The organism is Microbacterium sp. 20-116 (genome assembly GCF_041079415.1).
Classification (GTDB): domain Bacteria; phylum Actinomycetota; class Actinomycetes; order Actinomycetales; family Microbacteriaceae; genus Microbacterium.
On record NZ_JBFYGP010000004.1, the window covers coordinates 278,231 to 301,583 of the forward strand.

The 23,353-nt window shown below is 71.0% G+C and carries 28 protein-coding genes; 27 read left to right on the top strand and 1 reads right to left on the bottom strand.

Going from position 1 to position 23,353, the window contains the following annotated elements; translation table 11 throughout:
- Positions 1 to 30 precede the first annotated feature (30 nt).
- Positions 31 to 801 carry an SDR family oxidoreductase gene (locus AB6V29_RS10470; protein WP_267786439.1) on the top strand — a complete coding sequence of 257 codons (771 nt, stop codon included), beginning with the start codon at positions 31 to 33 and terminating at the stop codon, positions 799 to 801.
- 7 nt (positions 802 to 808) lie between these two features.
- On the opposite strand, the gene AB6V29_RS10475 is transcribed toward AB6V29_RS10470, so the two are convergent.
- Positions 809 to 2,305 carry an MFS transporter gene (locus AB6V29_RS10475; protein WP_267786440.1) on the bottom strand — a complete coding sequence of 499 codons (1,497 nt, stop codon included), beginning with the start codon at positions 2,303 to 2,305 and terminating at the stop codon, positions 809 to 811.
- A gap of 454 nt (positions 2,306 to 2,759) precedes the next feature.
- Between AB6V29_RS10475 and AB6V29_RS10480 the strand changes: the two genes are divergently transcribed.
- The 26 genes from AB6V29_RS10480 (at position 2,760) to AB6V29_RS10605 (ending at position 23,329) form a co-directional block, all read left to right on the top strand.
- Positions 2,760 to 3,632, top strand: a complete 873-nt coding sequence (locus AB6V29_RS10480; RefSeq protein WP_369358504.1) for a sigma-70 family RNA polymerase sigma factor — start codon at positions 2,760 to 2,762, stop codon at positions 3,630 to 3,632.
- A 113-nt stretch (positions 3,633 to 3,745) separates the two neighbouring features.
- Positions 3,746 to 4,606, top strand: coding sequence for a flagellin (locus tag AB6V29_RS10485; protein ID WP_210072053.1), 861 nt, complete (start codon positions 3,746 to 3,748; stop codon positions 4,604 to 4,606).
- A 100-nt stretch (positions 4,607 to 4,706) separates the two neighbouring features.
- Positions 4,707 to 6,071 carry a flagellar filament capping protein FliD gene (fliD, locus tag AB6V29_RS10490; protein ID WP_369358507.1) on the top strand — a complete coding sequence of 455 codons (1,365 nt, stop codon included), beginning with the start codon at positions 4,707 to 4,709 and terminating at the stop codon, positions 6,069 to 6,071.
- A 21-nt stretch (positions 6,072 to 6,092) separates the two neighbouring features.
- A complete protein-coding gene (gene fliS, locus AB6V29_RS10495) occupies positions 6,093 to 6,479 on the top strand; it encodes a flagellar export chaperone FliS (RefSeq protein ID WP_267786444.1) in 387 nt (128 codons plus the stop codon).
- Between the two features lie 7 nt (positions 6,480 to 6,486).
- A complete protein-coding gene (locus AB6V29_RS10500; RefSeq protein WP_369358510.1) occupies positions 6,487 to 6,759 on the top strand; it encodes a hypothetical protein in 273 nt (90 codons plus the stop codon).
- A 167-nt stretch (positions 6,760 to 6,926) separates the two neighbouring features.
- Complete coding sequence (gene flgB, locus AB6V29_RS10505) at positions 6,927 to 7,274, top strand: flagellar basal body rod protein FlgB (RefSeq protein WP_210072049.1); 348 nt, start codon at positions 6,927 to 6,929, stop codon at positions 7,272 to 7,274.
- Positions 7,271 to 7,663 carry a flagellar basal body rod protein FlgC gene (gene flgC / locus AB6V29_RS10510; RefSeq protein ID WP_267786445.1) on the top strand — a complete coding sequence of 131 codons (393 nt, stop codon included), beginning with the start codon at positions 7,271 to 7,273 and terminating at the stop codon, positions 7,661 to 7,663. Before flgB ends, flgC begins: the two co-directional genes overlap by 4 nt.
- Entirely contained in the window at positions 7,663 to 7,992 is a 330-nt protein-coding gene (fliE, locus tag AB6V29_RS10515; RefSeq protein ID WP_369358513.1) for a flagellar hook-basal body complex protein FliE, read from the top strand. The genes flgC and fliE overlap by 1 nt, the downstream gene beginning before the upstream one ends.
- Before the next feature lies 1 nt (position 7,993).
- Positions 7,994 to 9,628, top strand: coding sequence for a flagellar basal-body MS-ring/collar protein FliF (gene fliF / locus AB6V29_RS10520; protein ID WP_369358516.1), 1,635 nt, complete (start codon positions 7,994 to 7,996; stop codon positions 9,626 to 9,628).
- On the top strand, positions 9,625 to 10,704 hold the full coding sequence (gene fliG / locus AB6V29_RS10525; protein WP_369358517.1) for a flagellar motor switch protein FliG: 1,080 nt from the start codon (positions 9,625 to 9,627) through the stop codon (positions 10,702 to 10,704). The genes fliF and fliG overlap by 4 nt, the downstream gene beginning before the upstream one ends.
- Before the next feature lie 133 nt (positions 10,705 to 10,837).
- Positions 10,838 to 11,470, top strand: coding sequence for a FliH/SctL family protein (locus AB6V29_RS10530; RefSeq protein WP_369358520.1), 633 nt, complete (start codon positions 10,838 to 10,840; stop codon positions 11,468 to 11,470).
- On the top strand, positions 11,467 to 12,789 hold the full coding sequence (locus AB6V29_RS10535) for a FliI/YscN family ATPase (RefSeq protein WP_369358522.1): 1,323 nt from the start codon (positions 11,467 to 11,469) through the stop codon (positions 12,787 to 12,789). Before AB6V29_RS10530 ends, AB6V29_RS10535 begins: the two co-directional genes overlap by 4 nt.
- Positions 12,786 to 13,211, top strand: a complete 426-nt coding sequence (locus AB6V29_RS10540) for a flagellar FliJ family protein (protein WP_369358524.1) — start codon at positions 12,786 to 12,788, stop codon at positions 13,209 to 13,211. The genes AB6V29_RS10535 and AB6V29_RS10540 overlap by 4 nt, the downstream gene beginning before the upstream one ends.
- Positions 13,208 to 14,671, top strand: a complete 1,464-nt coding sequence (locus AB6V29_RS10545) for a hypothetical protein (protein ID WP_369358527.1) — start codon at positions 13,208 to 13,210, stop codon at positions 14,669 to 14,671. The genes AB6V29_RS10540 and AB6V29_RS10545 overlap by 4 nt, the downstream gene beginning before the upstream one ends.
- Before the next feature lie 10 nt (positions 14,672 to 14,681).
- On the top strand, positions 14,682 to 15,128 hold the full coding sequence (locus AB6V29_RS10550; protein ID WP_267786453.1) for a flagellar hook capping FlgD N-terminal domain-containing protein: 447 nt from the start codon (positions 14,682 to 14,684) through the stop codon (positions 15,126 to 15,128).
- Positions 15,129 to 15,151: 23 nt separating this feature from the next.
- On the top strand, positions 15,152 to 16,315 hold the full coding sequence (locus tag AB6V29_RS10555) for a flagellar hook protein FlgE (RefSeq protein ID WP_210072039.1): 1,164 nt from the start codon (positions 15,152 to 15,154) through the stop codon (positions 16,313 to 16,315).
- Positions 16,316 to 16,415: 100 nt separating this feature from the next.
- On the top strand, positions 16,416 to 16,631 hold the full coding sequence (locus AB6V29_RS10560) for a flagellar FlbD family protein (protein WP_267786454.1): 216 nt from the start codon (positions 16,416 to 16,418) through the stop codon (positions 16,629 to 16,631).
- 1 nt (position 16,632) lies between these two features.
- Positions 16,633 to 17,436 carry a motility protein A gene (locus AB6V29_RS10565; RefSeq protein WP_307315666.1) on the top strand — a complete coding sequence of 268 codons (804 nt, stop codon included), beginning with the start codon at positions 16,633 to 16,635 and terminating at the stop codon, positions 17,434 to 17,436.
- Positions 17,433 to 18,245, top strand: coding sequence for a flagellar motor protein MotB (locus AB6V29_RS10570; RefSeq protein WP_210072036.1), 813 nt, complete (start codon positions 17,433 to 17,435; stop codon positions 18,243 to 18,245). The genes AB6V29_RS10565 and AB6V29_RS10570 overlap by 4 nt, the downstream gene beginning before the upstream one ends.
- 33 nt (positions 18,246 to 18,278) lie before the next feature.
- Complete coding sequence (locus AB6V29_RS10575; protein WP_369358531.1) at positions 18,279 to 19,175, top strand: flagellar motor switch protein FliM; 897 nt, start codon at positions 18,279 to 18,281, stop codon at positions 19,173 to 19,175.
- Positions 19,172 to 19,831, top strand: coding sequence for a FliM/FliN family flagellar motor switch protein (locus AB6V29_RS10580; RefSeq protein ID WP_307459307.1), 660 nt, complete (start codon positions 19,172 to 19,174; stop codon positions 19,829 to 19,831). Before AB6V29_RS10575 ends, AB6V29_RS10580 begins: the two co-directional genes overlap by 4 nt.
- Positions 19,832 to 19,833: 2 nt before the next feature.
- On the top strand, positions 19,834 to 20,271 hold the full coding sequence (locus tag AB6V29_RS10585) for a flagellar biosynthetic protein FliO (RefSeq protein ID WP_369358534.1): 438 nt from the start codon (positions 19,834 to 19,836) through the stop codon (positions 20,269 to 20,271).
- A 124-nt stretch (positions 20,272 to 20,395) separates the two neighbouring features.
- A complete protein-coding gene (fliP, locus tag AB6V29_RS10590; protein ID WP_369358587.1) occupies positions 20,396 to 21,196 on the top strand; it encodes a flagellar type III secretion system pore protein FliP in 801 nt (266 codons plus the stop codon).
- Positions 21,193 to 21,471, top strand: coding sequence for a flagellar biosynthesis protein FliQ (gene fliQ, locus AB6V29_RS10595; protein ID WP_267786462.1), 279 nt, complete (start codon positions 21,193 to 21,195; stop codon positions 21,469 to 21,471). Before fliP ends, fliQ begins: the two co-directional genes overlap by 4 nt.
- Entirely contained in the window at positions 21,468 to 22,229 is a 762-nt protein-coding gene (locus AB6V29_RS10600) for a flagellar biosynthetic protein FliR (RefSeq protein WP_210072031.1), read from the top strand. The genes fliQ and AB6V29_RS10600 overlap by 4 nt, the downstream gene beginning before the upstream one ends.
- Entirely contained in the window at positions 22,226 to 23,329 is a 1,104-nt protein-coding gene (locus AB6V29_RS10605; RefSeq protein ID WP_369358536.1) for a flagellar biosynthesis protein FlhB, read from the top strand. The genes AB6V29_RS10600 and AB6V29_RS10605 overlap by 4 nt, the downstream gene beginning before the upstream one ends.
- Positions 23,330 to 23,353 lie beyond the last annotated feature (24 nt).

Consider the following 23,353-nt stretch of genomic DNA (forward strand, 5'->3'; position numbering starts at 1 on the left):
GGTGTCGGACGGGGCGATAGCGTGGATGCCATGACGCGACGCGCAGTGGTGACCGGGGCCAGTTCGGGTATCGGAGAGGCGACGGCGAGGCTGCTGCGCTCGCGCGGGTGGGACGTCGTGGGCGTCGCGCGCCGCGCCGAGCGTCTCCGAGCCCTCGAGGCCGAGACGGGGGTCGTCGCGCACGCGGCCGACCTCACCGACGCCGACGACATCGCCGGCCTCTCGGCCTGGCTGAGCGAGACCGGGGGCGTCGACGCCCTCGTGCACGTCGCGGGCGGGGCGCGCGGGAGCGACCGGATCGAAGACGGCGACCCCGAGGACTGGCGCTGGATGTTCGAGGCCAACGTGCTCTCGGGACAGCGGCTCGTGGCATCGCTTCTGCCGCTTCTGCGCGCGGCTGCGAACGCGACCGGTCACGCCGACGTGCTCTTCGTCACCTCCACCGCCGCGCAGACGGCGTACCCCGGTGGTGGCGGCTACAACGCGGCCAAGGCGGGCGAGGCCATGCTCGTGCACGCGCTGCGCCAGGAGCTCAACGGCGAACCGCTGCGCGTCATCGAGATCGCCCCGGGGATGGTGCGCACGGAGGAGTTCACGCTCAACCGCCTGGGGGGAGACCAGGATGCCGCCGACAAACTGTACGAGGGTGTCGAGGCGCCGCTGACGGCCGGCGATGTCGCGGATGTGATCGCCTATGCGCTCGATGCGCCCGGCCACGTGAATCTCGACCTGGTGACCCTGCGCCCCGTGGCCCAGTCGGCGCAGCACCTGCTGGCGCGGGGGCCGCTGAAGACGCGCTGATCGGGGGTCACACCAACTCGCCGCGCGCGGCGGTGGCGGCGACCTTCGCCTCGGCCGCGTCCGAGAACGCGGCACTCGGAACGAAGGCCAGCAGAACGGCGGCGAGAAGGCCGCTCGCGCTGCAGACGACCCATACGGTGACGTACCCGGTGAAGGGGGCGGCCGTGCCGATCGCGGTGGCCGCACCGCCGGCGAGAACGACGCCGAAGAACGCCGACGACATCGTGCCGCCCATGATCTTCGTCGTGTTGGTCATCGCCGAGGCCATGCCGGTGCGTCCGCGTGGAGCGGCGGCGGCCGCGGCGGCGGGCATCGCGGCGATGAGGGCGCCGGCCCCGATCCCGGCGACACCGAGGCTCAACAGCACCTGCCAGGGCTCATCGTGGAGGGGCAGGAGCAGGGCGTACCCGATGCCGACGAGGACTGCCGAACCGATGAGCGGGACGCGGGGACTGGTGCGGCGCGAGGCGACGGCGAAGAGCACCGCGCCCACGATCAGCGAGAGCAGGTAGGCCCCCACGACGTTCGAGCGCTGCGTCGTATCGAGGCCCAGGCCGTACCCGATCGCGGGGTCGGTGCCGAGGTAGGTGAGGAGCGGGCCCTGAGCGCCGAGCAGGCTGATGCCGACGAGGAACGCGGTCGCCTGCACCGGCCACATCTCGGGGCTCCGGAGCATGCGGATGTCGATCGCCGGGTCGCGTTGGCGCAGCTCGTACCGGACGAAGAGTGCGCCCAGGGCCAGGCCGATCGCGAGCAGTGCGCCGATGACGACCGGGCCCGGGCCCGCGGGGAGGCGGACGAACGAGAGGGCGCCGGTAAGGAACAGCAGCGCGCCGGCGAGGATGACGAAGCCGCCCAGATCGAGGTGCCGTGCGCCGCTCGAACGCTCGGACTCCGGGACGCCCAGCCAGATGGCGACGCTGACGAGGGTGACGACGACGGCGGGAATCGCGAGCGTGAGCTGCAGGTTGCCGCCGCTCGCGGCGAAGAAGCGGCCGGCGGCGAGGGCGCCGAGGATGCCGCCGAGATGCAGGCCGACGACGATGAGACCCGCGGCGCGGCGCGTCTGCGAGACTCCGCGCTGCTGCCGTCGACCGCGGTCGAAGATCAGCGCGATCTCGAGGGGGAGCCACACCACGTAGAAGCCCTGGAAGGCCCACGCGACGAGGAAGGTCGCGAAGGAGTCGGCGAACACCAGTGCCCAGCTCGCCACCGCGGTGGCGATCGCCGAGAGCAGCAGGATCCGCTTGTGCCCGAACATGTCGCCGAGTTTGGCGAGCACGGGGAGGACGAGGGCCGAGAGCAGCAGTTGCGCGGCCTCGAACCAGTTGATGTCGGCGTCGCGTATGCCCAGGTGCGCGACGATCTCGGGAAACAGGGGGATGTAGAAACCCTGCAGGATGCCACTGACCAGCTCCACGAGAACGAACCAGCCGATGAGACCCGCGGTCGCCCCGAGCGCGGAGGAGCGCACCCGAGTGACCGCGCCGGAGACGCGCGACATGGCGCGAGGGTAGCATCGTCGATCGTCTCGTCGATGTCTTCGCCGATACCCTCCGCGGGCCCTCCGTCGCAGCGTGGGGGTCGGTCTGGGGTGGTCGGCGGGGGCCCTTCCGTGCCGGCGTGCTACGTTCACTCGTAAACGTGGAAAAATGGGCGCGCTGACGCGTCGAGAAGGTCGTCTCCTGTCGCTGGTGGTGCGCGGCGACCGTTCGCACCGGAGTGCGGCGTGGGGGCGCGTGAGCGTGCTCGGCGGTGGCGGTGATCGCCGGCGCCGTCGGTCGTCCCCTGGATCGAAATGCGCGCCGCGACAGTCGTCGAGCGCCGGGTGGCGACGCGGCGCCGAAGCGTCTCGCCCCACGCGCCGCATCTTCTCCGTTGCTGGGCGTGGCCTCGGAGTCGACTGGGAGTTGTGTTAGTTTCTGCTTATAAACGAGCAAAAAGCAGGAGCAACCGTGTTGAGCAGCGTCACTGCCCCCTCCGATTCCGCCACCCCGATGTCGCCCGAGCGTCTCGCGCGGGAGAACCTGCCCCTGGCGAAGTACCTCGCCGTCGAGAAAGCGCGTACCGCCCTGCACGTGGACCTCGACGACCTCCTGTCGGCGGCGTATCTGGGCCTGGCCACCGCGTCCTTGGAGTTCGAATCCGAACGCGGCATCCCGTTCGGCGCCTATGCACGCACCAAGATCACCTGGGCGATCCTCAACGAGATGCGCTCGGCGGATCCCGCGGGCGAACGCGGTCGCGAGAAGATCGAACGCGTGCGCGTGGCCGATGAGCTCGTGCGGGTGCGGACGGGGCGCGCGGCGACCGTGGCAGAGCTGGCTGCCGAATCCGGTCTCGATGCCGAGGTCGTGGTGAAGATGCAGATGCTCGACGAGATGGTCCGTACCGGAACGAGCTTCGAGGCGCAGTTCGAGGGTGACGACTCCCGCTCGGCTCCCGATCTCACCGACACCGTGATCCTTCCCGAACACGCGGTCGAGCAGGCGGAGAGGCAGCGGATGCTCGACCGCATCATCGGCGCGCTGCCCGACCAGATGCGCCAGGTCATCCGCGGCGTGTACCTCGACGAGCGCATGGTGAAAGACGTCGCGGCCGACCTCGAGGTGAGTCACGCCTACGTCTCGAAGCTCCGACGAGTGGGCCTGACCCTCATGCGCGAGGCCCTCGACGCCTGGGAGAACGGTACGACGCCCGACCGATCGACGGCCACGAAAGCGGCCTTCTTCGATGGCGTCTTCGGTCCCGTCGCGGCGTCCTCTGCTCGCGGCGCAAGAGCGGCGACGGGTCCGAGCGTGGACCTGAGGGGACTGGCCCTTCCCGCCTGAGGCGCGAATCTCGCCGGAAACGGCGGTTACGCGTCGGCCGATCCGTCGCGATGGTGGGGGATGCGAGGCCACGGACGGCTCCGCTTCGAATATCCCATCCACGGAGGAACAACATGGGTCTTCAGATCGCAACCAACGTCGGTGCCCTCAACGCGTACCGCAACCTGTCGTCGAACCAGAACGACGTGTCGAAGTCGCTCGAGAAGCTCTCGAGCGGTCTGCGCATCAACCGTGCGGCCGACGACGCCGCCGGCCTCGCCATCTCCGAGGGCCTGCGCTCGCAGGTCAACGGCCTGAACGTGGCCGCGCGTAACGCCCAGGACGGCATCTCGGTCATCCAGACCGCGGAAGGTGGCCTCACGGAGGTCCACTCGATCCTGCAGCGCGTGCGCGACCTCGCCGTGCAGGCGGGTAACGACTCGAACAACGCGGATTCCCGCAAGGCCATCACCTCCGAGGTGACGCAGCTGGTCGACGAGCTCGAGCGCATCGCGGACAGCTCGAACTTCAACGGCATCAAGCTCCTCGACGGCTCCGCAGGCGCCGCCGCGGACGGCAAGCTCAGCTTCCAGATCGGAGCGGACGGTTCGGCGTCCAGCCAGATCTCCGTCGACCTCGGTGTCGCCGACATCAAGACGCTGGCCACGGATCTGCGCACGAGCATCGTCACGACCGACGGCTTCGCAGACCCGACGGTCGCGGCGACGACCATCACCGCGGTCGACACGGCGATCAAGTCCGTGTCGTCGGCTCGCGCCGAGCTCGGTGCCGTCCAGAACCGCTTCGAGTCGACCATCAACTCGCTGCAGGTCTCGGCCGAAAACCTCTCCGCCGCCAAGAGCCGCATCGTCGACACCGACATGGCGGCCGAGATGGTCAAGTACACGGCCTCGAACATCCTGGCGCAGGCCGGCACCGCGATGCTCGCCCAGGCCAACCAGTCGGGCCAGGGCGTCCTGCAGCTCCTGCGCTGATCCGCAGCGCTGACGCACCGACGACGCCCGGGCGGGAGGTTCCTCCTGCTCGGGCGTCGCCTCACCCGGGATCGCTTCACCGACGGAAGGCGGAGACACGATGAATATCGACGGCCTGGCATCCGGTATGAAGACCGCGGACGTCATCGACGCGCTGATGAACGTCGCCGCGATCCCCAAGACCCTGGTGACCAACAAGATCACCGATCGCAACACCGTCATCGCCAATCTGCAGTCGCTCAACACGACCCTGCAGAACCTCGCCGAGAAGGCGAAGACCGCGGCCTCCGCGACGTCGCTCGCGCGCTTCTCGGCGACGAGCTCCGCCGAGGCCGTGACCGTCACCGCGGGCGACAAGGCCCGCGCCTTCTCGACCGCCGTGGTGGTGGACACCCTCGCCACCGCTCACGCCGTGGTGACCGCGCCCGGGGGAGCCGACGCGTTCGCGGGCCCGTTCACCCTGGTCGCCCGAGACGGGACCGCCACCGAGATCACCCCGGCCGGTGCCGCGCCCAGCGATCTGGTCGCCGCCATCAACGCCTCCGGCACGGGCGTCACCGCCACGGTCGTACCGGGCGGTCGGAGTGCCGACGGCCAACCCCTGTCGCGGGTGCAGATCACCGCGAACCGGACGGGGGCGGATGCCGCTTTCACCCTGCACCGCGGCAGCGCCGCCGCCGTCGCCGCGGGAACCGGTGACGATGTCGCGACCGAGACGGGCGCGGCGATCGTCGCACGCGGCGCGGATGCCGTCATCCGCCTGTTCGCGGGGACCGCCGCCGAGCAGAGCGTGACCAGTTCTTCCAACACCTTCGTCGGGATCGGCGAGGGCGTCGACATCACGGTGCGCGCCACGTCGACGCAGCCGGTCACGGTCACCGTCGCCGCCGACGGCAAGGCGCAATCCGACACCGCCGCGGCCTTCATAAAAGACATCGCCGCCCTGCTGACGCGGATCGACAACGGCTCCAAGGCCACGGTCGCCGCCCCGGGGTCGGCCACGACCCTCGGCGTGTTCACCGGCGACAGTACGGTCCGCTCACTCCGCGGCGCCCTCGCCAACGCCGTCCAGAGCCCGGTCGGCTCCGTCTCGCCGTCGACGATCGGTATCAGCGTCGACAAGTTCGGCGCGCTGTCGTTCGACCAGGAGAAGTTCGCCGCGGCCATGCGAGCCGACCCGGCTGCGACACAGGCGATGTTCTCGGCCGTCGCGGATCGCGTGCAGGCGAGCACGACGCAGTACTCCGACAAGTACGACGGCCTGCTCACCCAGCGCATCACCGGCCAGCAGACCGAGGTCAGGTCGCTGCAGCAGCAGGTGGAACGCATGGACCTGCGGCTCGACATGCGCCGAGCCACGCTCGAGCGCACCTACTCGGCGATGGAGGTCCGCCTGTCGGGTCTGCAGTCGCAGTCGTCCTGGCTCACCTCGCAGCTGGCCGCCCTCACTCCGCCGTCCCAGTAACCGCGAACAGGAGACAGATCGATGCCCGTCACCACCCTCGCCCGCGCCCAGCAGGAATACCTCGAGCAGCAGGTCTCATCCGCCACCCCCGAGCGTCTCGTCACCATGCTCTACGACCGTCTGCTCGTCGACGTCGAGCGCGCGCGCGCCGCGCAGGAGAGCGGCGACTGGCCCTCGGCGGGCACGTACCTCACGCACGCGCAGGCGATCATCGCGGAACTGAACGGTTCGCTCGACGACGGCTGGGACGGCTCGGACGGGCTACGGGGGCTCTACACCTACATCACGGGTCGTCTCATCGTGGCCAACGTCGGCCGGGACACGGCGGCCACACAGGAGTGCGCGACCCTGATCGCCCCGCTCCGCGAGGCCTGGCACGCCGCGGCGTCCGCGCTCACCGTCTCGTGACGAAGCGATGACCGACGACGCGGCGTGGGCCGACCTCCTGGACACATTCGAGCGCGCCCTCGACGGTGGCGACGAGATGGCGCCCGGGTCCTTCGTGCGACCGGTCGGTCCGCCCCCGGAGCACCTCGTCGCCCGGGCGCGGGAGGTGCTCGAGAGGCAGCTCCGCGCGATCGAGGCACTCGGCGTCGCCCGTGCCGAGATCGCGCGCGAGCTCGCGGCTCTGCGGCGGATCCCGCCCACGCGAGTGAGCCCACCCGTCTACCTCGACGTGCGCGGATAAGCGCAGCCCGTCGCTTCGCTCGCGTCCAGCGGGCGTCCCGGGCCGGCATCCGTCCCCGAATCCCGCTCGCGGTTACGCCGGAGCGCACCCGTCGCGATAGTCGGTGCCGAGCAGGGATCGCTCAACGACTGGCCACGGATCGGCTCGCCCCTCGACCGGAGTGCCGCGTGCTCGAATCCGTCACCTCAACAGCCCTGTCCAGCGCTCTCGATGCGTTGTCGCTGCGCCAGCGCGCGATCGCCGAGAACATCTCCAACGTCAACACGCCCGGCTACCACGCCAAACGCGTGTCGTTCGAAGAGGAGCTCGCGAGCGCCGTCGGACGGGGGTCCGGGAGCGTCGAGGCGGTGGTGCAGCGCTCGCTCGAGCCCACTCGGCTCAACGGCAACAACGTCAACCTCGACACCGAGACGATGTCGAACATCGACACGGTGCTGCGCTACCAGTTCGCCGCCCAGGCCCTCAGCGGCCAGGCATCGTCCATCACCAAGGCGATCGGTCAGGCCTCCGCATGAGCTTCGACGCGATCGGCGTGGCGGGGACGGGCTTGACGGCCCACCGCAAATGGCTGGATGCCATCAGCGACAACATCGCCAACGTCAACACCGCCACCCCCGCGGGGCAGGACATGTTCCGCGAGAAATACGTCACGGCGGCCGAGGGCACCGTGACCCCCGGCGTGTACGTCACGGGCGTGCGCGAGTCGACCGCGGAGGGGCGTCTCGTCTACGAGCCCGAGCATCCCTACGCCGACGAGAACGGCTACGTGCAGTACCCCAACGTCGACCTCGGTGACCAGATGAGCATGCTGATCCTCGCCCAGCGCGGGTATCAGGCCAACGCCGCCGTCATCGACCGCGCCAAGACGAGCTACGAAGCGGCCCTGCAGATCGGACGAAGCTGATGAGCATTCCCCTCGACCCGATCGCAGCCGTGGGCGTGACGCCCCTCAGCCCGCTGAGCTTCGATCAGACCGCCTCGGCACCGCAGGCGATCGGCGGCGCCTCGGGCGGACAGTCGTTCGCGACATCGCTCGCCGCCGCCGTCGAGAATCTGCAGCAGCTGCAGTCGACCTCGAACGGCTTGGCCGTGCAGGCCGTCACCGGAGACCTCGACGACATCCACAAGGCCACGCTCGCCTCGACGCGCGCCGGGGTCACGCTCGACCTGATGGTCGCCGTGCGCGATCGCGGGGTCGCCGCGTTCAACGACGTCATGCGGATGCAGGCCTGACGTGCCCCGCGTGCTCGCGTCCTCGATCGAGAGGCTCAAGCGGATCGTCGCCGGTTTCAGCGTCGCTCAACGCACCATCGCCGTGATCGGCGCCGCCCTCGTCGTGATGGGCGTGATCGCGCTCGGAAGCTGGCTCGCGAAACCGCAGATGAGTCCGTTGTTCACCGGCCTGAGCCCCAGCGACGCGTCGGCGGTCGTGGAGCAGCTCAAATCGGCGGGGGTGAGCTACGAGCTCACCGAGGGAGGCGCGACGGTCCTGGTGCCCGACGCGCAGGTCTACCCGCAGCGTCTGGCCGCCGCGGCGGCGGGGCTGCCCACCAACGACACCGGCGGGTACACGCTCCTCGACAAGATGGGCGTGACCGCCAGCGAGTTCCAGCAGTCGGTGACGTACAAGCGCGCCATCGAGGGCGAGCTCGCGGCGACCATCGGGGCGATGTCGGGCGTCACCGCGGCCTCCGTGCAACTGGCCATTCCCGAGCAGAGCGTGTTCGTGGCCGACACGCAGCACCCCACGGCATCCGTCTTCGTCAAGACCCAGGGCGGGGCCAACCTCAGCGACGACCAGATCGCCGCGATCGTGCATCTGACCAGCGCTTCGATCCCCGGGATGACCCCCGAGGACGTCGCGGTGACCGATCAGTCGGGTCGGGTGCTCGCGGCCGTGGGGCAGGGGCTCACCGGTTCCGCGAGCACGCAAGCCTCGGAACACGAGGCGAAGGTCGCCGGGGCGGTGACGAAGATGCTCGAGACCATCGTGGGGCCGGGCAACTCCACCGTCAGCGTCAGCGCCGACGTGGCCAACTCGACCTCCGAGCGCATGGACGAGACCTACACCGCTCCCGAGGGCGGCGTGATGATGAACGAGCAGACCCGCACCCAGACCTCGAGCGGCGGTCAAGCGGGGGGGACGGGTGTGCTCGGACCCGACAACATCGCCGTGCCGAACACCGCAGGAGCGGGGTCGTTCGAGTCGGAGGAGTCCACGCGCAACAACGCCGTCAACAAGTCCACCGAGAAGACGACGACGCCGGCCGGAGAGGTCACCCGGCAGACCGTCAGCATCGCCCTCGATCGCGGGTCGGTGCAGGGTGTCACGGCCGAACAGGTGCAGGCGCTGGTGACCAACGCGGCGGGAATCGACGCGGCACGCGGCGATACCGTCACGGTGGAGTTCGTCGACTTCAGCCAGAGCGCCGCCGCCGCCGCCACTGCTGCGCTCGAGGCCGCGGAGGCCGAGAAGGCCGCGCTGGTGCAGTCGGAGCTCATGCGTGCGGCGATCATCGGCGGCTCGATCGTGCTCGCCGCCCTCATCCTCGTGATCGCCCTGCTGGTCCGGCGCCGCCTGAAACGCCGCACGCTCTACACCGACGACGGACCCATCGAGTACTTCGCGACGATGACCGAGACCGAGGAGCAGAAGCTCAAGACCCTCAAGGGCCTGGCCGAGCCCATCGCGCTGCCCGCGGTGCCGCCGACCAAGATCATCCCCACCCTGCTCGACATCGAAGAGGAGCCGGAGTCGCCGCAGGTGCTCGTCGAGCAGCGACGGCGCGAGGTGGACCAGCTCGCCAAGAGCGATCCGCAGAACGCGGCGAAGGCGCTCGCGCACATGATGGATGAGGCGACGGTATGAGCCTGCTGAACACCCGGGCGACGGACGCCGAGGAAGCCCCCGCCACCGCCGTGACCGAGGTGCTCGCCGTGCCGGCGGCTGTGACGTCGGGTCTGCGCAAGGCCGCGATCGTCATGCTCAACATGGACCGCGAGACCAGCGCCGAGGTGCTGCGTCATCTGGGCGAGGACCGGGCCGAGCTCCTGGCGGGCGAGCTCGCGCAACTCGGCAGCATCGACACCGCGGCCACCGCCGCGGCTCTCGCCGACTTCCGCCGCATCGCCTCGGGTCGATCGCTCATGAGCCGCGGGGGAGAGCAGTTCGCGACCGGGCTGCTCGAGACGGCGTTCGGGCGCGAGAAGGCCGTGGGCATGGTCGGGCGCGTGATGTCGCAGGGCGTGGTCTCGTTCGACTTCCTCAACGCCGCGGATCCCACCCAGCTGGCCACGATCCTCGACGGCGAGATGCCGACCACCGTCGCCGTCGTGCTCGCGAACCTCCGCGCGGACCGCGCCGCCGCGGTCCTCGCCGCGCTGCAGGACCCGCTGCGCACCGACGTCGCGCAGGCGATCGCCGAGCTCGGGGTCGCCTCGCAGGAGGCGATCACCGTGGTCGCGGAGTCGTTGCGTGCGCGGACGGGGGTCTTCGGCATCCGCGAGGCGCACGAGGCGATCGGCGGCGTGCAGCCGTTGGTCGACATCATCAATCGGTCCGACACCGCGCTCGAGAAGGCGCTGCTGGCCGGCCTCGAAGACCGCGATCAGGTTCTCGCCGAAGAGGTTCGCAGCCGCATGCTGACCTTCGCCGACATCTCGCGTCTCGAGGACCGCGACGCCCAGCGCGTGCTGCGGGGGATCGACCTGCGCATCCTCGCTCTCGCGCTGAAGGGCGCCGACGATCAGATCGGCGAGGTGATCCGCCGCAACATGACCGAGCGCAACCGCGAGAACCTCGACGAGGAGACGCGCGCTCTCGGCCCCGTGCGCATGCGGCAGGTGGACGACGCGCGCGCCGAGGTGGTGCGCGTCATCCGCGAGCTCGAAGCCGCCGAGGAGATCACGCTCGCGCGCGAGGACGACGACGAACTGATCGAGTGACCACGGTGCCGACCGCCCTCTCGGAGGCGGCCGGTTACGGCGGGGCGCACCCGTCGCGATAGTCCGGGAAGAGCACGGATCGCTCGTCGACTTGGCCACGGATCGGCTTCGCCACAACCGCAGGGTGACCACCGTGTCCGATTCCGTCTTCACGCCGCTGGTGGTGCCGCGCGTGGGAGATGCGCGACCGGACGCGCGGGAGGTCGTCGACAGAGCACGGGCGCGGGGATACGCCGACGGGTTCGCCGCGGGCCGCCGCGATGCCCGGGCCGAACTCGAGCGCGAGCGGATCGCGGTCGAGCGGCGGATCGCCGCGCGCGACGCCGCGGCCGACGCGGCCCACCGGGCAGCCCTCTCGGCTCTCGGCGAGGCGAAGGCCCGGCTCGATGCCGAGGTCGGCGCTCTCGTGGCATCCGATGTGCGACGCCTCGAGGAGCTCGCCGTCGAGATGGCCGCGGAGATCCTCCGAACGGAGATGTCGGATGCCGCCCGCTCGGCCGCGCACGCGATGCGGCGGGCCGCGGCCCAGACGCCCCGCGCGGCATGGGTGCGGGTGCACCTGAACGAACGCGACCTGCGCACACTCCGGGACGCGACCGCCGCGGAACTCGCCGAGGGCGTGGAGGTCGTGGCGGACGCCGACGTGGATCCCGGCGGCGCGATCGTCCGGATCGCGCACGGCAGCGTGGACACGCGGATCGGTGCGGCCTTCGAGCGGGCGCGCGCAGAACTCGCTCTGGACGACGACGGCGAGGCAGGCTCGTGAGCGTCGCCACCCGTCGCTGGGAGCGCGCACTGCGGGCGACCGGTCCGCGCCGCTCGGGGGTCGTGAAGGCCGTGGTGGGTCTCGGCGTCGAGGCGCTCGGCATCCCCGCCGCCGTCGGCGACCGCGTGCGCATCGAAGCGGCCGGCGCCGTCGAGATCGAGGCCGAGGTCGTCGCGGTCGACGGCGAGGCCGTGCGCTGCATGCCGATGGGCCCGATGACCGGTGTGCGCGTCGGTGCGGCGGTGCACCACTCCGGTGCGGCGCTGACGGTGCCGACCGGTCGCGGCCTGCTGGGGCGCGTCCTCGACGGTCTCGGTCGCCCGATCGATGGTCTCGGCCCGCTCACCGGCGCCCCCGTCGTCGCCCTGGGCAACACCGCGCCCAGCGTCATCGGACGCCAGCGGATCGACCGCCAACTGGGGCTGGGTGTGCGCGCGCTCGACACGATGACCCCCGTCGGCGTGGGCCAGCGACTCGGACTGTTCGCGGGCTCGGGGGTCGGAAAGTCGTCGCTGATGTCGATGATCGCGCGCGGCTCGACCGCCGACGTCACCGTGATCGCGCTGGTGGGCGAGCGCGGTCGCGAGGTGCGGGAGTTCCTCGAGGACGACCTCGGTCCCGAGGGCCTCGCGCGCGCGGTGGTCGTGGTCGCCACCTCGGATCAACCGGCGATGGCGCGCCTGCGGTCGGCCTTCGTCGCGACGCGCATCGCCGAGCAGTTCCGCGACGACGGCCTCGACGTGGTGCTGATGATGGACTCGCTCACGCGCGTGGCGATGGCCCAGCGCGAGATCGGACTGTCTGCGGGGGAACCGCCCGCGACCCGCGGCTACCCGCCCTCCACCTTCTCGGTGTTGGCGGGCCTGCTCGAGCGCGCGGGCACCGGGCCCACCGGGTCGATCACGGGGCTGTACACCGTGCTCGTCGACGGCGACGATCACAACGAGCCGGTCGCCGACGCCGCGCGCGGGATCCTCGACGGGCACGTGGTGCTGGACCGCGGTCTCGCCGTGCGCGGCCACTTTCCGGCGATCGACGTGCTCGGGTCGGTCTCGCGCGTGGTGTCGAAGGTGACCTCGCCCGACCAACGCGAGGCGGCGGTGACCCTGCGCCGCGTGCTCGCCGCCCGTCGGCAGGCGAACGACCTCATCGACATCGGCGCGTACAAGGCGGGGGCGAACCCGCTCGTGGATGCCGCGCTCGCCCATCAAGGCGCCATCGACGGGTTCCTCACCCAGCGCATGGACGATCTGACCCCGACCGACGACTCCTGGCGGCGGTTGGCCGCCCTGACGACCACCTTCGGAGGACTCTCATGACGTTCCCCCTCTCCGGGCTGCTGCGCGTGCGCGGCGTGCAGGAGCGCGCCGCGGCCGAGTCGCTGTCGCACGCTCGCGCCGAGGCCGTCGCCGCCGAGACGGCGGTCGAGCACGCGGTGTCGAGCCTGAGCGACATCGCCACCGAGATCGACGACCCCGCGACGCTGCTGGCGATGGCCGCGGCCCGATCCTCGGGGCAGGCGGCGCTGGCCGACCTGCGTGCTCTCGCGGAGCTCCGACAGGATGCCGCGGAGGCCGCGTCTGCCGCCCACGTCGAGGCTCGCCGCGAGCTCAAGGGACTCGAGCGGCTCGAGAGCGCCCATCGCGCGAGCGAGCTCGCGGAGGAACGGCGCGCCGAACAGAGCGCGCTCGACGAGATCGCCGTGGTGCGTGCGGCGCGCGACGCGGGGAGCGCCGCGTGAGCATGCTGCTGCCAACCGCGGGGTCGATGCCCGCTTCGCCCCGGGGTGCGCGCTCGACGGGCGAGGGGTCGGGGCCCGCGGCCACGCGCACGAGCTTCGCGGACGCGCTGGCCCACGCCGCGGTGAGCCGGGATGATGAGGCCGCTCCGGTTCTCGCGGCCGGGCCGGCGCCCGCCGCGCGAGACACCCTCGACGCCCCCGCGGACGGCCGCGATGATCGTCCCGCCGAACCGGGGCCGTCTTCGGGGTCGGATGCCGCGGTCGTCGGGCCCGAAGCCCTCACGGGTATCGCGATACCCGCGTCCGCGGCGGTCCGGGCGGACGCCGTTCCGATGGCCGGGAGCGCCGCGTCGCCCACCGCCGCGACCGAGTCGATCGCGGCAGCCGCAGCGGGGGAGTCGTTCGCGCGGACGCCTGCTCCGGCCGTCGGAGCGCCGGAGGCCGGACCCCTCGGGGGAGTGCCCCTCGCCGGGATCGCCACCGACGCCGCGAGACCCGCGGGCGACGCTCGCCTCGACACGGCGCCCGTCGTGCTCGCCGCGGGAAGCGGTACCGAGATCCCGTCCGATCCGACGACGCCCGCAGCGGTCACCGCCGGTACCCGCGCGGACGCCGCCCTGCCGACATCGGCGCGGCCCGGTGCCGCCGTCGCTTTCCCCCGCGAGGCCGCGGCGGCGGTACCGCCGGCGACCGCGACCGTTTCCGAGGAACCTCCCGGGCCCGAGGTTCCGCGGGCCGTGCCGGCATCCACCGGCGCGCCTGTCCGTGCCCTTCCCCCGGCCGCCGCCGCGGGGCCGGCGGGCACGCCCGAGCCGGCGCACCCCGGCGGCGTCGTCGTCACCGGGCTCGCCCTCGCCGCCGCGCCGGAGGACGCACCGACCCGACACGAGGCGGCACCGTCGGTGGCGGCGACCGCCGGGTCGACCGGCGTCGCGGCAACCGCGCCCCTGTCGGCATCCGTCCCTCTCGCACCCGCCCCGGAGCAGACCGCTGCGCCGACCGCGACCCCGCGCTCGATCGCCGCTCACGTCGCACCCGCGATCATGCACATCGCCCAGCGCCCGGCGGGCGCCCACCAGATCACGCTGACCGTCACCCCCGAAGAGATGGGACCGGTGACCGTGCGCGCCCACCTCGGCGCCGGGGGCGAGGTGCGCATCGACCTGGCGGGAGCCACCGAGGCGGGCCGTGAGGCGTTGCGCGTCATCGTCGCCGACCTCCGCCGCGATCTGGCCGCGGTCATGCCGCACGCCCACCTCAGCCTCGGGTCGTCCCTCACCGCCGACGCCGGAACGGGCGAGCGCGGCGCTCCCGGGGAGAACGGGGCCGACTCGTCCGACCCCGGTCGCGTTCAACGTTCCGACGACACCGCCCCGTCGGCATCCGCCCGTCCCCCCGCCCGTCTCCTGCCCGCGCTCTCGCCCGCCGTCACCGGTCGCGGGCTCGACATTCTCGTCTGAGAGGACTGCCATGCCCGTCACCGCCGTCACCGGCTCGCCCGACCCGATCCCCGCGAACACGACCACCGCGACGACGACCGCCGTCGCGGCGAAGAAGGGGCTCGACAGCGAGGTGTTCATGAGACTGCTCGTCACGCAGCTGACGAACCAGGATCCGTCCACCCCGATGGACACCAACCAGATGATCTCGCAGACCACGCAGCTGGCCATGATGGAGCAGCTGACGGCGATGAGCCGCACCTCCACCGAGGCGTTCGCCCTGGACATGCGCCAGGCCGCCTCGACGCTCATCGGGCAGCAGGCCGGCTACCTCGACGCGAAGGGTCTCGCCGTCACGGGGACCGTGACCAAGGTGAGCTTCGACGGTGCCATCCCGCAGGTCACCATCGGCGACGCGACGGTCCCGCTCGATGAGATCACCTCCCTCGCCACCGCCGCTTCCCGCGCGTCCGCCTGACCACCCACACGAAAGAGACCTCCATGCTCCGTTCCCTCTCGTCCGGCATCTCCGGACTCCGTGCGCACCAGACCATGCTCGACACCACCGGCAACAACATCGCCAACGTCAACACCGCAGGATTCAAGGGCTCCTCGGTGCTCTTCCAGGACACGCTGTCGCAGGCGGTCGGCGGTGCCGCGATCCCCGGCGCCGGCGCCGGCGGTCGCAACCCCGCTCAGGTCGGACTCGGCGTCCAGGTCGCGGGCATCCGCACGAACTTCAGCCAGGGCGCCGCGCAGACCACCGGCCGCGGCGGTGACCTGATGATCCAGGGTGACGGCTTCTTCGCGGTGCGTTCGGGCGGGGAGACCCTCTACACGCGCGCGGGAGGCTTCGGCTTCGACGGAGCCGGAAACATGGTCACCGCCGACGGAGCGTTCGTGCAGGGATGGATCGCCCAGAACGGTGTCCTGGGCACCGGCCAGGCGGTCGGGAACATCTCCCTGCCCCAGGGGGTGGTCTCGCCGGCGCGCGCGACCACGGCGGCGACCGTGACCGGCAACCTGCCTTCGTCCGCCGCCGTCGGTGACCAGCTCGTCCGCGACATCGACGTGCACGACGCCCAGGGCACGACCACCGCCCTCAGCCTGACCTTCACCCGGACCGCGACGGGGTGGGACGTCACCGAACCCGTCAGCGGCGCGACCGGCGCCCTCGCGTTCACCGACGGCCGCCAGAGCGCGGGACTCACCCTCGATGCCGGCGGCGTCGCGGTCGACCTCACCGCGGTCACCGGCTTCGCCGACCTGAGCACGGTCGCGATCACCTCGCAGGACGGGGCCGCGGCCGGCACCCTGCAGTCCTACTCGATCACCGGAGACGGCTCGATCGTGGGCACGTTCTCGAACGGCCGTACCGAGACCCTGGCGAAGGTCGCGATGGTCACCTTCGCCAACGCCGAAGGCCTCGAGAAGGTCGGCGGGACGGCCTATCGCGCCTCCGTCAACAGCGGCGGTGCGCAGGTCGGCGAGGCCGGTCAAGCCGGTTTCGGCAAGCTCGTCTCGGGTTCGCTCGAGATGAGCAACGTCGACCTCTCGCAGGAGTTCACCAACCTCATCGTCGCGCAGCGCGGCTTCCAGGCGAGCGCGCGCATCATCACCACGAGCGACGAGGTGCTGCAGGAGCTCACTAACCTCAAGCGCTGACCCGGCGCCCCTCGATGGCGCGGCCCACCCGAGTTACCCGCGGTGGGCCGCGTCGCGATAGTCGGGGGCGTCCCCTCACCCATCGACCGGAGATCTCCCGATGATCACGCTCACCCGTCTCGACCACACGCGATTCGCGGTGAACCCCGATCTGATCGAACGGGTGCACGAGTCTCCCGACACCACGCTGCACATGGTCGACGGCCGCGTCTACAACGTCGAAGAGAGCCTCGACGAGCTCATCGAGCGCATCATCGCTTACCGCGCGCGCGTGCTCGCCGCGGCATCCGCTCTCTCGGCCCCGTCGGAGCGCTGACATGGACATCGCCTTCGTCGTCGGCGTCGTCGTGGCCTTCGGGGCCCTGTACGCCATGATCACGATGGAGGGCGCCCACCTGAGCGCGCTCCTGCTGCCCGCCCCGATGATCCTCGTGCTCGGCTCGACCATCGGCGTCGGCATCGCCAGCCACACGCTGCGCGACGCGATCGCAGCCTTCGGCTCGCTGGGTCGGATGGCGCGCGGTCCGCGATCCACCCCGGCCGCCGTCATCCCGATCCTCGTCTCCTACGCCGAGAAGGCGCGGACCGAGGGCCTGCTGCGCCTCGAGGACGAGCTCGACTCCGCCCCCGACGACTACACCCGCCGCGCCGTGCAGGCGGTGGCCGACGGCGTCGACGCCGAAGAGCTGCGAACGCTGATGGACGACGAGATCGTCGCCGAGGCCGCGCGCAACCGCGTGGCCGCGCGGTTCTTCTCCGCCCTCGGCGGCTACGCACCCACGATCGGCATCGTCGGGACGGTCGTCTCGCTCACGCACGTGCTCGAGAACCTCGACAAGCCCGACGAGCTCGGCCACATGATCGCGGCCGCCTTCGTCGCCACCCTCTGGGGCCTGTTGTCGGCCAATTTCATCTGGAACCCCATCGCGGGGCGGCTGAATCGCATGGCCGCCGTCGAGCAGGAGCGCATGACGCTCGTGTGCGAGGGGATCCTCGCCATCCAGGCCGGCAGCGCGCCGCGCCTGGTCGAGGAGCGTCTGCTGGCGCTGACCACCTACAAACCGAAGAAGAAGAAAGAGCCCCGGCCGGACAAGGTCGCAGCGACCGGGGATGCCGAGTGAGCAGCAGGCGCCCCGCGCGCGGACGCGGCCACGACGAGGGCGAGCACGACGAGCCCGATGAGCGCTGGGCGGTGTCCTACTCCGACATGGTGACGGTTCTGATGTGCCTGTTCATCGTGCTGTACGCCGTGTCGATCGTCGACGAGACCAAGTACGAACAGCTCAAGAACGGTCTCGCCGAGGCGTTCGGGCAATCCCAGACGCCGGGCGGCGGCGACTTCACCGAGGGGCTCGTGATCCCGCCCGAGCTGCTGGCGGAGGAGGGCGTCGAGGACGTCGCGGTGCGCGCGGCTCGCGAGCGCGACAACCTCGAGCAGATGAAGCAGCAGATCACCTCCGCGCTGGCAGCGCAGGGCCTGGCCGAGACCGTGGACTTCGTCATCGACGAGCGCGGTCTGAAGGTGGGCCTGGTCGGCGCCGAGACGTTCTTCACCGACAACCGCACCGACCTCTCGGCGAAGGCGGATGCCGTCCTCGACGCGGTCGGCGACGTGCTGGCCGCCGCGGGCAACCCCCTCAGTATCGAGGGGCACGCCGACCATCGCGCGGCGGTCGCTCCCTACGAGAGCAACTGGGAGCTGAGCAGCGGACGCGCCACCAAGGTCGCACGGTTCCTCGTCGAGCACGAGGGCATCACCGGGTCCCGTGTGCAGGCGGTCGGTTACTCCGATCAACGCCCCCTCGTCGAGGGCGACACCGCGGAAGACCTGGCGGCGAACCGCCGCGTGGACATCGTCGTGCAATCCACCGAGGAGGAAAAGGTACGTGCTCTCATCCCCGGACTCGTCCAGACCGCTCCGCAGGGCTGACCCCTCGTGACCACCACTCTCAAGGAGACCGCCATGGCGACCACCGCCGTCCGCGACGACCCCCTGCGCCGCTATCCCGCCTATGACTTCAGCCGCCCCGTCCAGCTGGGTCGGGAGCACCGGCGCCGGTTGGAGGCGGCTTTCGAGGCATTCGCGCGACAGTGGGCGTCGCAACTGACCGGCAAGGTCCGCATGCGCACCCACCTGACGCTCGAGGGCGTGGAGTCGATGTCGTACCAGGAGTACGCCGACACCCTCCCGGCGACGACCGCGATGGTCACCGGTGCGACCGCGGGGCGCGACGAGCCAGGAGTGGTGCAGTTCGATCTCGGCGTGGCGCTGACGTGGGTCGTGCAGATGCTCGGCGGCAAGAGCAGCGCGCCGATCGAGCCGCGCACCCTGACCCCCATCGAGTCGGCGCTGATCCGGCAGCTGATGGACCGTACCTTCGAGCTGTTGACGACGAGCCTGGGCATGCTGCTCCCGGCCGAGCTCACCTACGCGGGCCTGCACGACAACCCGCAGTACCTGCAGGTCATCTCGCCCGGTGAGGCCGTCGTCGTCGCGCGGCTCGCGATGCGGATGGGGGAGTCGCATTCGACCGCGACGGTCATGCTGCCCACCGCCGTCGTCGTCGACCAACTCGCCGAGAGCGAGCGCGATGCCGCCTCCGCCCACCGTGCGGGCGCGACGGCCGACCAGGTGCTCGCCACCCCGTTGGAGGTGTCGCTGCGCGTCGCGCCCCGCGTCATCGGCGCCGGAGAGGTCCTCGACCTCGCCCCGGGCGACCTGTTGCGCTTCTCGCACCCCGAGACCAAGCCCTTCGAACTCGTCGTCGGCGACACCCCGGTCGCACGTGCCGTTCCCGGTGCCCAGGGGTCGCGGCTCGCGTGCACGATCACCACCATCCTCGAGGAGACCACCCGATGAGCACCTTCCACGCCGCCGCCATGGCCGCCGCGATCGCGGCGAAACTCCCCTTCGGCTTCCCCGTGCTGCCCACGCCCTCCACCGATCCCGGGGCGACCGGCAGCGCGGTCGTCGTCGCCTTCAGCGGCACCCCGGGCGCGAGGATCGCGATCCAGGTCGCGGATGCCGCGGCCCTCGACGACGGCTCGATCGATCAGCAGCTGTCCGACCGCCTGCACCCCGCCTTCGAGGCGGCCGTGGCCGTGCTCGGAGCCGGCACCCTCGGTGAGGGGGAGGAGATGGATGCCGCGAGCGTCTTCACCGAGGCCGGTGTCCAGGTGTTCGACCTCGTCCGCGAAGACGGCAGCACCGTCGCCCGCGCGGCGATCCGCATCGACGACGCCCGCGTGGCGACGTCAACGACGGGCCCGGCCCGTCTCAGCCGGATCGCCGGGGTCGAGATGGAGCTGGTGGTCGAGATCGGACGCACGCGGCTTCCCGTGCGCGACCTGCTGAGCCTTGAGCCCGGTCACGTCGTCGAATTGGACCGCGCCGCGGGATCCCCCGCCGACATCACCCTCAACGGTCGCCTCATCGGCCACGGCACCGTCGTCGTCGCCGACGGCGACTTCGCGGTGCGCGTCGAGCGCATCATCGACCAGACCGGGACCGACTGATCGTGGACGAACTGCTCCTCGCGGCGCGCACCGTCGTTTCGCTCGCGGCGGTGGTGGGGCTTCTGCTCTTCCTGGCCCAGCGCGTGCAGAAAGGACAGGCCGCGGGTGACGGGCCGTTCTCGGCGCTCGTTCCCCAGAGACTCGGCCGGCTGCGGAACCTCTCCGGCTTTTCCCCGCGGACGCGGACGGCGTCGCCCTCCCGGCCGCGGAGCGAGAAGATCACGGTCGTCGCCCGTACCGGTCTCGGTGGTCGCGCCCAGCTCGTCGTCGCGGAGTTTGGCGGCATCCGGTACGTGCTCGGCGTGAGCGAGAAGGGCATCGACGTCGTCGACACGCAGGAGTCGCCGATCGACGACGCCGAGCGGAGCGAGAACGTCGTGACGCTGACCGATACCGGCAGCCCGCGCGGCGCCGAGACCTCCGGGGCCCACGCGGCCTGAACGGTTACCGCGTGCGGGCGGCGTCGCGATAGTCGGTCGCGAGCACGGATCGCTCGACCCCTGGCTACGGATCGGCCTCGTCACCCACGCACGGAGTGCCGTCTTGCCCGTTCCCTCGCCGCGCATCGCGCCCCGCCGACGTCGGCGCTCCCGCGGGCGTCGGGGTGCCGGCATCCTGGTGCTGTTCGCTGTCGTGGCCGTGCTGTTCGTCGGCGACGTCGTCGCGGGCGGCGTGGCTCAGGCGGCCACCGGAGAGCCGGGCGGCGTCAGCATCAACGGCATCAACGCCACGCCCTCCGACAGCATCACGACACTGCTGGGCATCACCGTCCTCAGCGTCGCGCCGGCTCTGCTGCTGATGATGACGAGCTTCACGAAGATCTTCGTGGTGCTCGCGCTCACCCGTAACGCGCTCTCGCTGCCGTCGATCCCCCCGAACCAGGTGCTCGCGGGGCTCAGTCTCTTCCTGACGCTGTTCATCATGTGGCCGGTGCTGACCGAGATCAACCAGCTCGCCGTCGCGCCCTTCACCGCGGGACAGATCGACTTCGGGCAGGCCTTCGACGCAGCTCAAGCCCCTCTTCGCACGTGGATGCTGCAGTTCACGCGCCAAGAGGACATCGCGCTGATGCATCGCGCCGCGCAGATGGCCAACCCGGACAGCCCCGAGGTCATCCCGCTGTACACTCTCATCCCGGCGTTCATGCTCAGTGAGCTGCGCGCGGCCTTCGTGATCGGGTTCATCGTGTTCATCCCGTTCCTCGTGATCGATCTCGTCGTCTCGAGCGCGCTGATGTCGATGGGCATGATGATGCTGCCGCCGGTCATGATCTCGTTGCCCTTCAAGATCCTGCTGTTCCTGCTCGTCGACGGGTGGGGCCTGGTGATCACCTCGCTGGTGCAGTCCTATCGAGGCGGCGCATGAACCCCGAAGCGGTCATCGACGTCGGCGCGAGCGCCCTGATCCTCGCGGCCAAGCTCAGCGCGCCGCTGCTCATCACCGCCCTCGTGGTCGGTTTCGCCATCTCGCTCCTGCAGTCGATCACGCAGGTGCAGGAGATGACGATGTCGTTCGTGCCGAAGCTGCTGGCGGTCGGGATCGCGCTCATGGTCTGCGGCAACTGGATGATCGCCGAGAGCGTCGCCTTCACGCACGAGCTCTTCGGGCGCCTCCCGTCGCTCCTGAACGGCGGCGGATGAACATCCCCGTCGACTTCCGCTGGCTCGAGGCGACGGCCCTCGCGATCGTGCGCATCACGGCGTTCCTGGTGATCGCGCCGCCCTTCAGCCACGGCTCGATCCCCATGCGGGTGCGCGCGATGCTCGGGGTGGGACTCGGGCTGGCGGTGTCGCCCGTGGTCGTTCCGGGGTACCAGCGTCTGGACACCGCAGGGTTCCTGTTCGCGGCCGCGGGCCAGGTGCTCGTCGGGGCGTTGCTCGGTTTTCTCGTGCTGGTGCTCTTCAGCGCCGTTCAGGGCGCGGGCTTCCTGGTCGACACCTTCGGCGGTTTTCAACTCGCCCAGGCCTACGACCCGGGCATGAACGTCAACGGCGCCCAGTTCACGCGTCTGTTCCAGATGACCGCCATCCTGCTGCTGTTCGCGTCGGACGCGTACCAGCTCGTGCTGGGCGGCCTGTTCCGCTCGTTCGACGCGGTCTCGGTCGCGGGGGCGCTGGACCTGTCGCGCCCCGCCGAGGTGCTGACCTCCGCGGTGGGGCAGATGCTGCTCAGCGCGGTGCAGATCGCAGGTCCGCTTCTGATCGTGCTGTTCTTGGCCGACGTCGGGCTCGGTCTGGTCTCGCGCGTGGCCCCCGCCCTCAACGCCTTCGCGCTGGGCTTTCCCATCAAGATCGCACTCACCTTCCTGCTGGTGGGCTTCGTCTTCGCCGCCCTGCCCTCGATCGTCTCCGCGATCGCGGACGAGGCCGCCCGACTCGTGATCGGGGTCACCCGGTGAGCGGGACGGATGCCGGGGAGCGCACCGAGAAAGCGACTCCGGAGCGACTGAAGAAGGCGATCGCGAAGGGGCGCATCGGGCGCAGCCAGGACTTCACGGCGTGGGTGGGGATCGGTGCTGCCGGCGTGATGATGCCCGCGACGTTGTCCTCGGCCTCGGCGGTGCTCACGGAGCAGACGCTGCGGGTGGGGGCGGCGGCGAAAGACCCGTCGGTGGGCGCCGCCGTCGAGTCGCTGGGCGGCGCGATCGCCTCGGTCGGTCAGGTGCTCCTGCCGCTTCTGATCGTGGTGCTGGGGGCCACGACCCTCACGGCGATCGCGCAGGGCGGCATCCATCTGCGGGGCATTCCCGCGCGGGTCGAGCAGTTCGACGTGGTCGCGGGGCTCAGGCGGACCGTCGGCGTCGCGGCCCTCTGGGAGGGGATCAAGGCACTGCTGAAGACCGCGGCCATCGCAGCGGCGCTGTGGAGCGTGGTCGCCGGTCTTGTGCCGATCCTCATGGGCAGCGGTCGTCACCGCATCGCGTGGCTGCTCGAGGTGGCGGGTCAGGCCGTGGCGACGCTGCTGCAGGTGGCCGTGGTCGTGGGCCTGCTCCTGGCGGCGATCGACGTCTTCGTCGTGATCTCGCGCAACCGCAAGCACACCCGCATGACCAAGCAGGAAGCGCGCGACGAGCACAAGAAGAGCGAGGGCGACCCGCTCATCCGCTCGCAGCGTCGAGCGCGTCAGCTCGCGGTGAGTCGCAATCGCATGATCGCCGCGGTGGCCGACAGTGACGTGGTGCTCGTGAACCCGACGCACGTCGCCGTCGCCCTCCGCTACGAGCCGGGGACATCGGCTCCGCGCGTCGTCGCCAAGGGCGCCGGCGTGATCGCCCAGAAGATCCGCGAGCGCGCCCAGGAGGCCGCCGTGCCGCTCGTGCGCGACGTCCCGCTCGCGCGAGCTCTGCACGCGAGCGTGGAGATCGGTCGCGAGATCCCCGAAGAGCTGTACACCGCCGTGGCGCAGGTCCTCGCCTTCGTCCAACACCTGAAGACGAGGGGCTCGCGCAAGGGGACGTTCGAGATGCCCCCGGCCGCCCTGACCGGACGCGGCCTGTAGCCGCCCGAGAACCATGACACGAAG

Excerpts from the sequence above, each read along its gene's own strand:
- AB6V29_RS10580 (WP_307459307.1), top strand. The coding sequence starts at position 19,172 with ATGAGCACCTTCCACGCCGCCGCCATGGCCGCCGCGATCGCGGCGAAA.
- AB6V29_RS10600 (WP_210072031.1), top strand. The coding sequence starts at position 21,468 with ATGAACATCCCCGTCGACTTCCGCTGGCTCGAGGCGACGGCCCTCGCG.
- AB6V29_RS10485 (WP_210072053.1), top strand. The coding sequence starts at position 3,746 with ATGGGTCTTCAGATCGCAACCAACGTCGGTGCCCTCAACGCGTACCGC.
- fliE (WP_369358513.1), top strand. The coding sequence starts at position 7,663 with ATGAGCATTCCCCTCGACCCGATCGCAGCCGTGGGCGTGACGCCCCTC.
- fliD (WP_369358507.1), top strand. The coding sequence starts at position 4,707 with ATGAATATCGACGGCCTGGCATCCGGTATGAAGACCGCGGACGTCATC.
- AB6V29_RS10475 (WP_267786440.1), bottom strand. The coding sequence starts at position 2,305 with ATGTCGCGCGTCTCCGGCGCGGTCACTCGGGTGCGCTCCTCCGCGCTC.
- AB6V29_RS10565 (WP_307315666.1), top strand. The coding sequence starts at position 16,633 with ATGGACATCGCCTTCGTCGTCGGCGTCGTCGTGGCCTTCGGGGCCCTG.
- AB6V29_RS10555 (WP_210072039.1), top strand. The coding sequence starts at position 15,152 with ATGCTCCGTTCCCTCTCGTCCGGCATCTCCGGACTCCGTGCGCACCAG.
- fliS (WP_267786444.1), top strand. The coding sequence starts at position 6,093 with ATGCCCGTCACCACCCTCGCCCGCGCCCAGCAGGAATACCTCGAGCAG.
- fliQ (WP_267786462.1), top strand. The coding sequence starts at position 21,193 with ATGAACCCCGAAGCGGTCATCGACGTCGGCGCGAGCGCCCTGATCCTC.
- AB6V29_RS10560 (WP_267786454.1), top strand. The coding sequence starts at position 16,416 with ATGATCACGCTCACCCGTCTCGACCACACGCGATTCGCGGTGAACCCC.
- AB6V29_RS10470 (WP_267786439.1), top strand. The coding sequence starts at position 31 with ATGACGCGACGCGCAGTGGTGACCGGGGCCAGTTCGGGTATCGGAGAG.
- fliG (WP_369358517.1), top strand. The coding sequence starts at position 9,625 with ATGAGCCTGCTGAACACCCGGGCGACGGACGCCGAGGAAGCCCCCGCC.
- flgC (WP_267786445.1), top strand. The coding sequence starts at position 7,271 with ATGAGCTTCGACGCGATCGGCGTGGCGGGGACGGGCTTGACGGCCCAC.
- AB6V29_RS10575 (WP_369358531.1), top strand. The coding sequence starts at position 18,279 with ATGGCGACCACCGCCGTCCGCGACGACCCCCTGCGCCGCTATCCCGCC.
- AB6V29_RS10540 (WP_369358524.1), top strand. The coding sequence starts at position 12,786 with ATGACGTTCCCCCTCTCCGGGCTGCTGCGCGTGCGCGGCGTGCAGGAG.
- AB6V29_RS10500 (WP_369358510.1), top strand. The coding sequence starts at position 6,487 with ATGACCGACGACGCGGCGTGGGCCGACCTCCTGGACACATTCGAGCGC.
- AB6V29_RS10550 (WP_267786453.1), top strand. The coding sequence starts at position 14,682 with ATGCCCGTCACCGCCGTCACCGGCTCGCCCGACCCGATCCCCGCGAAC.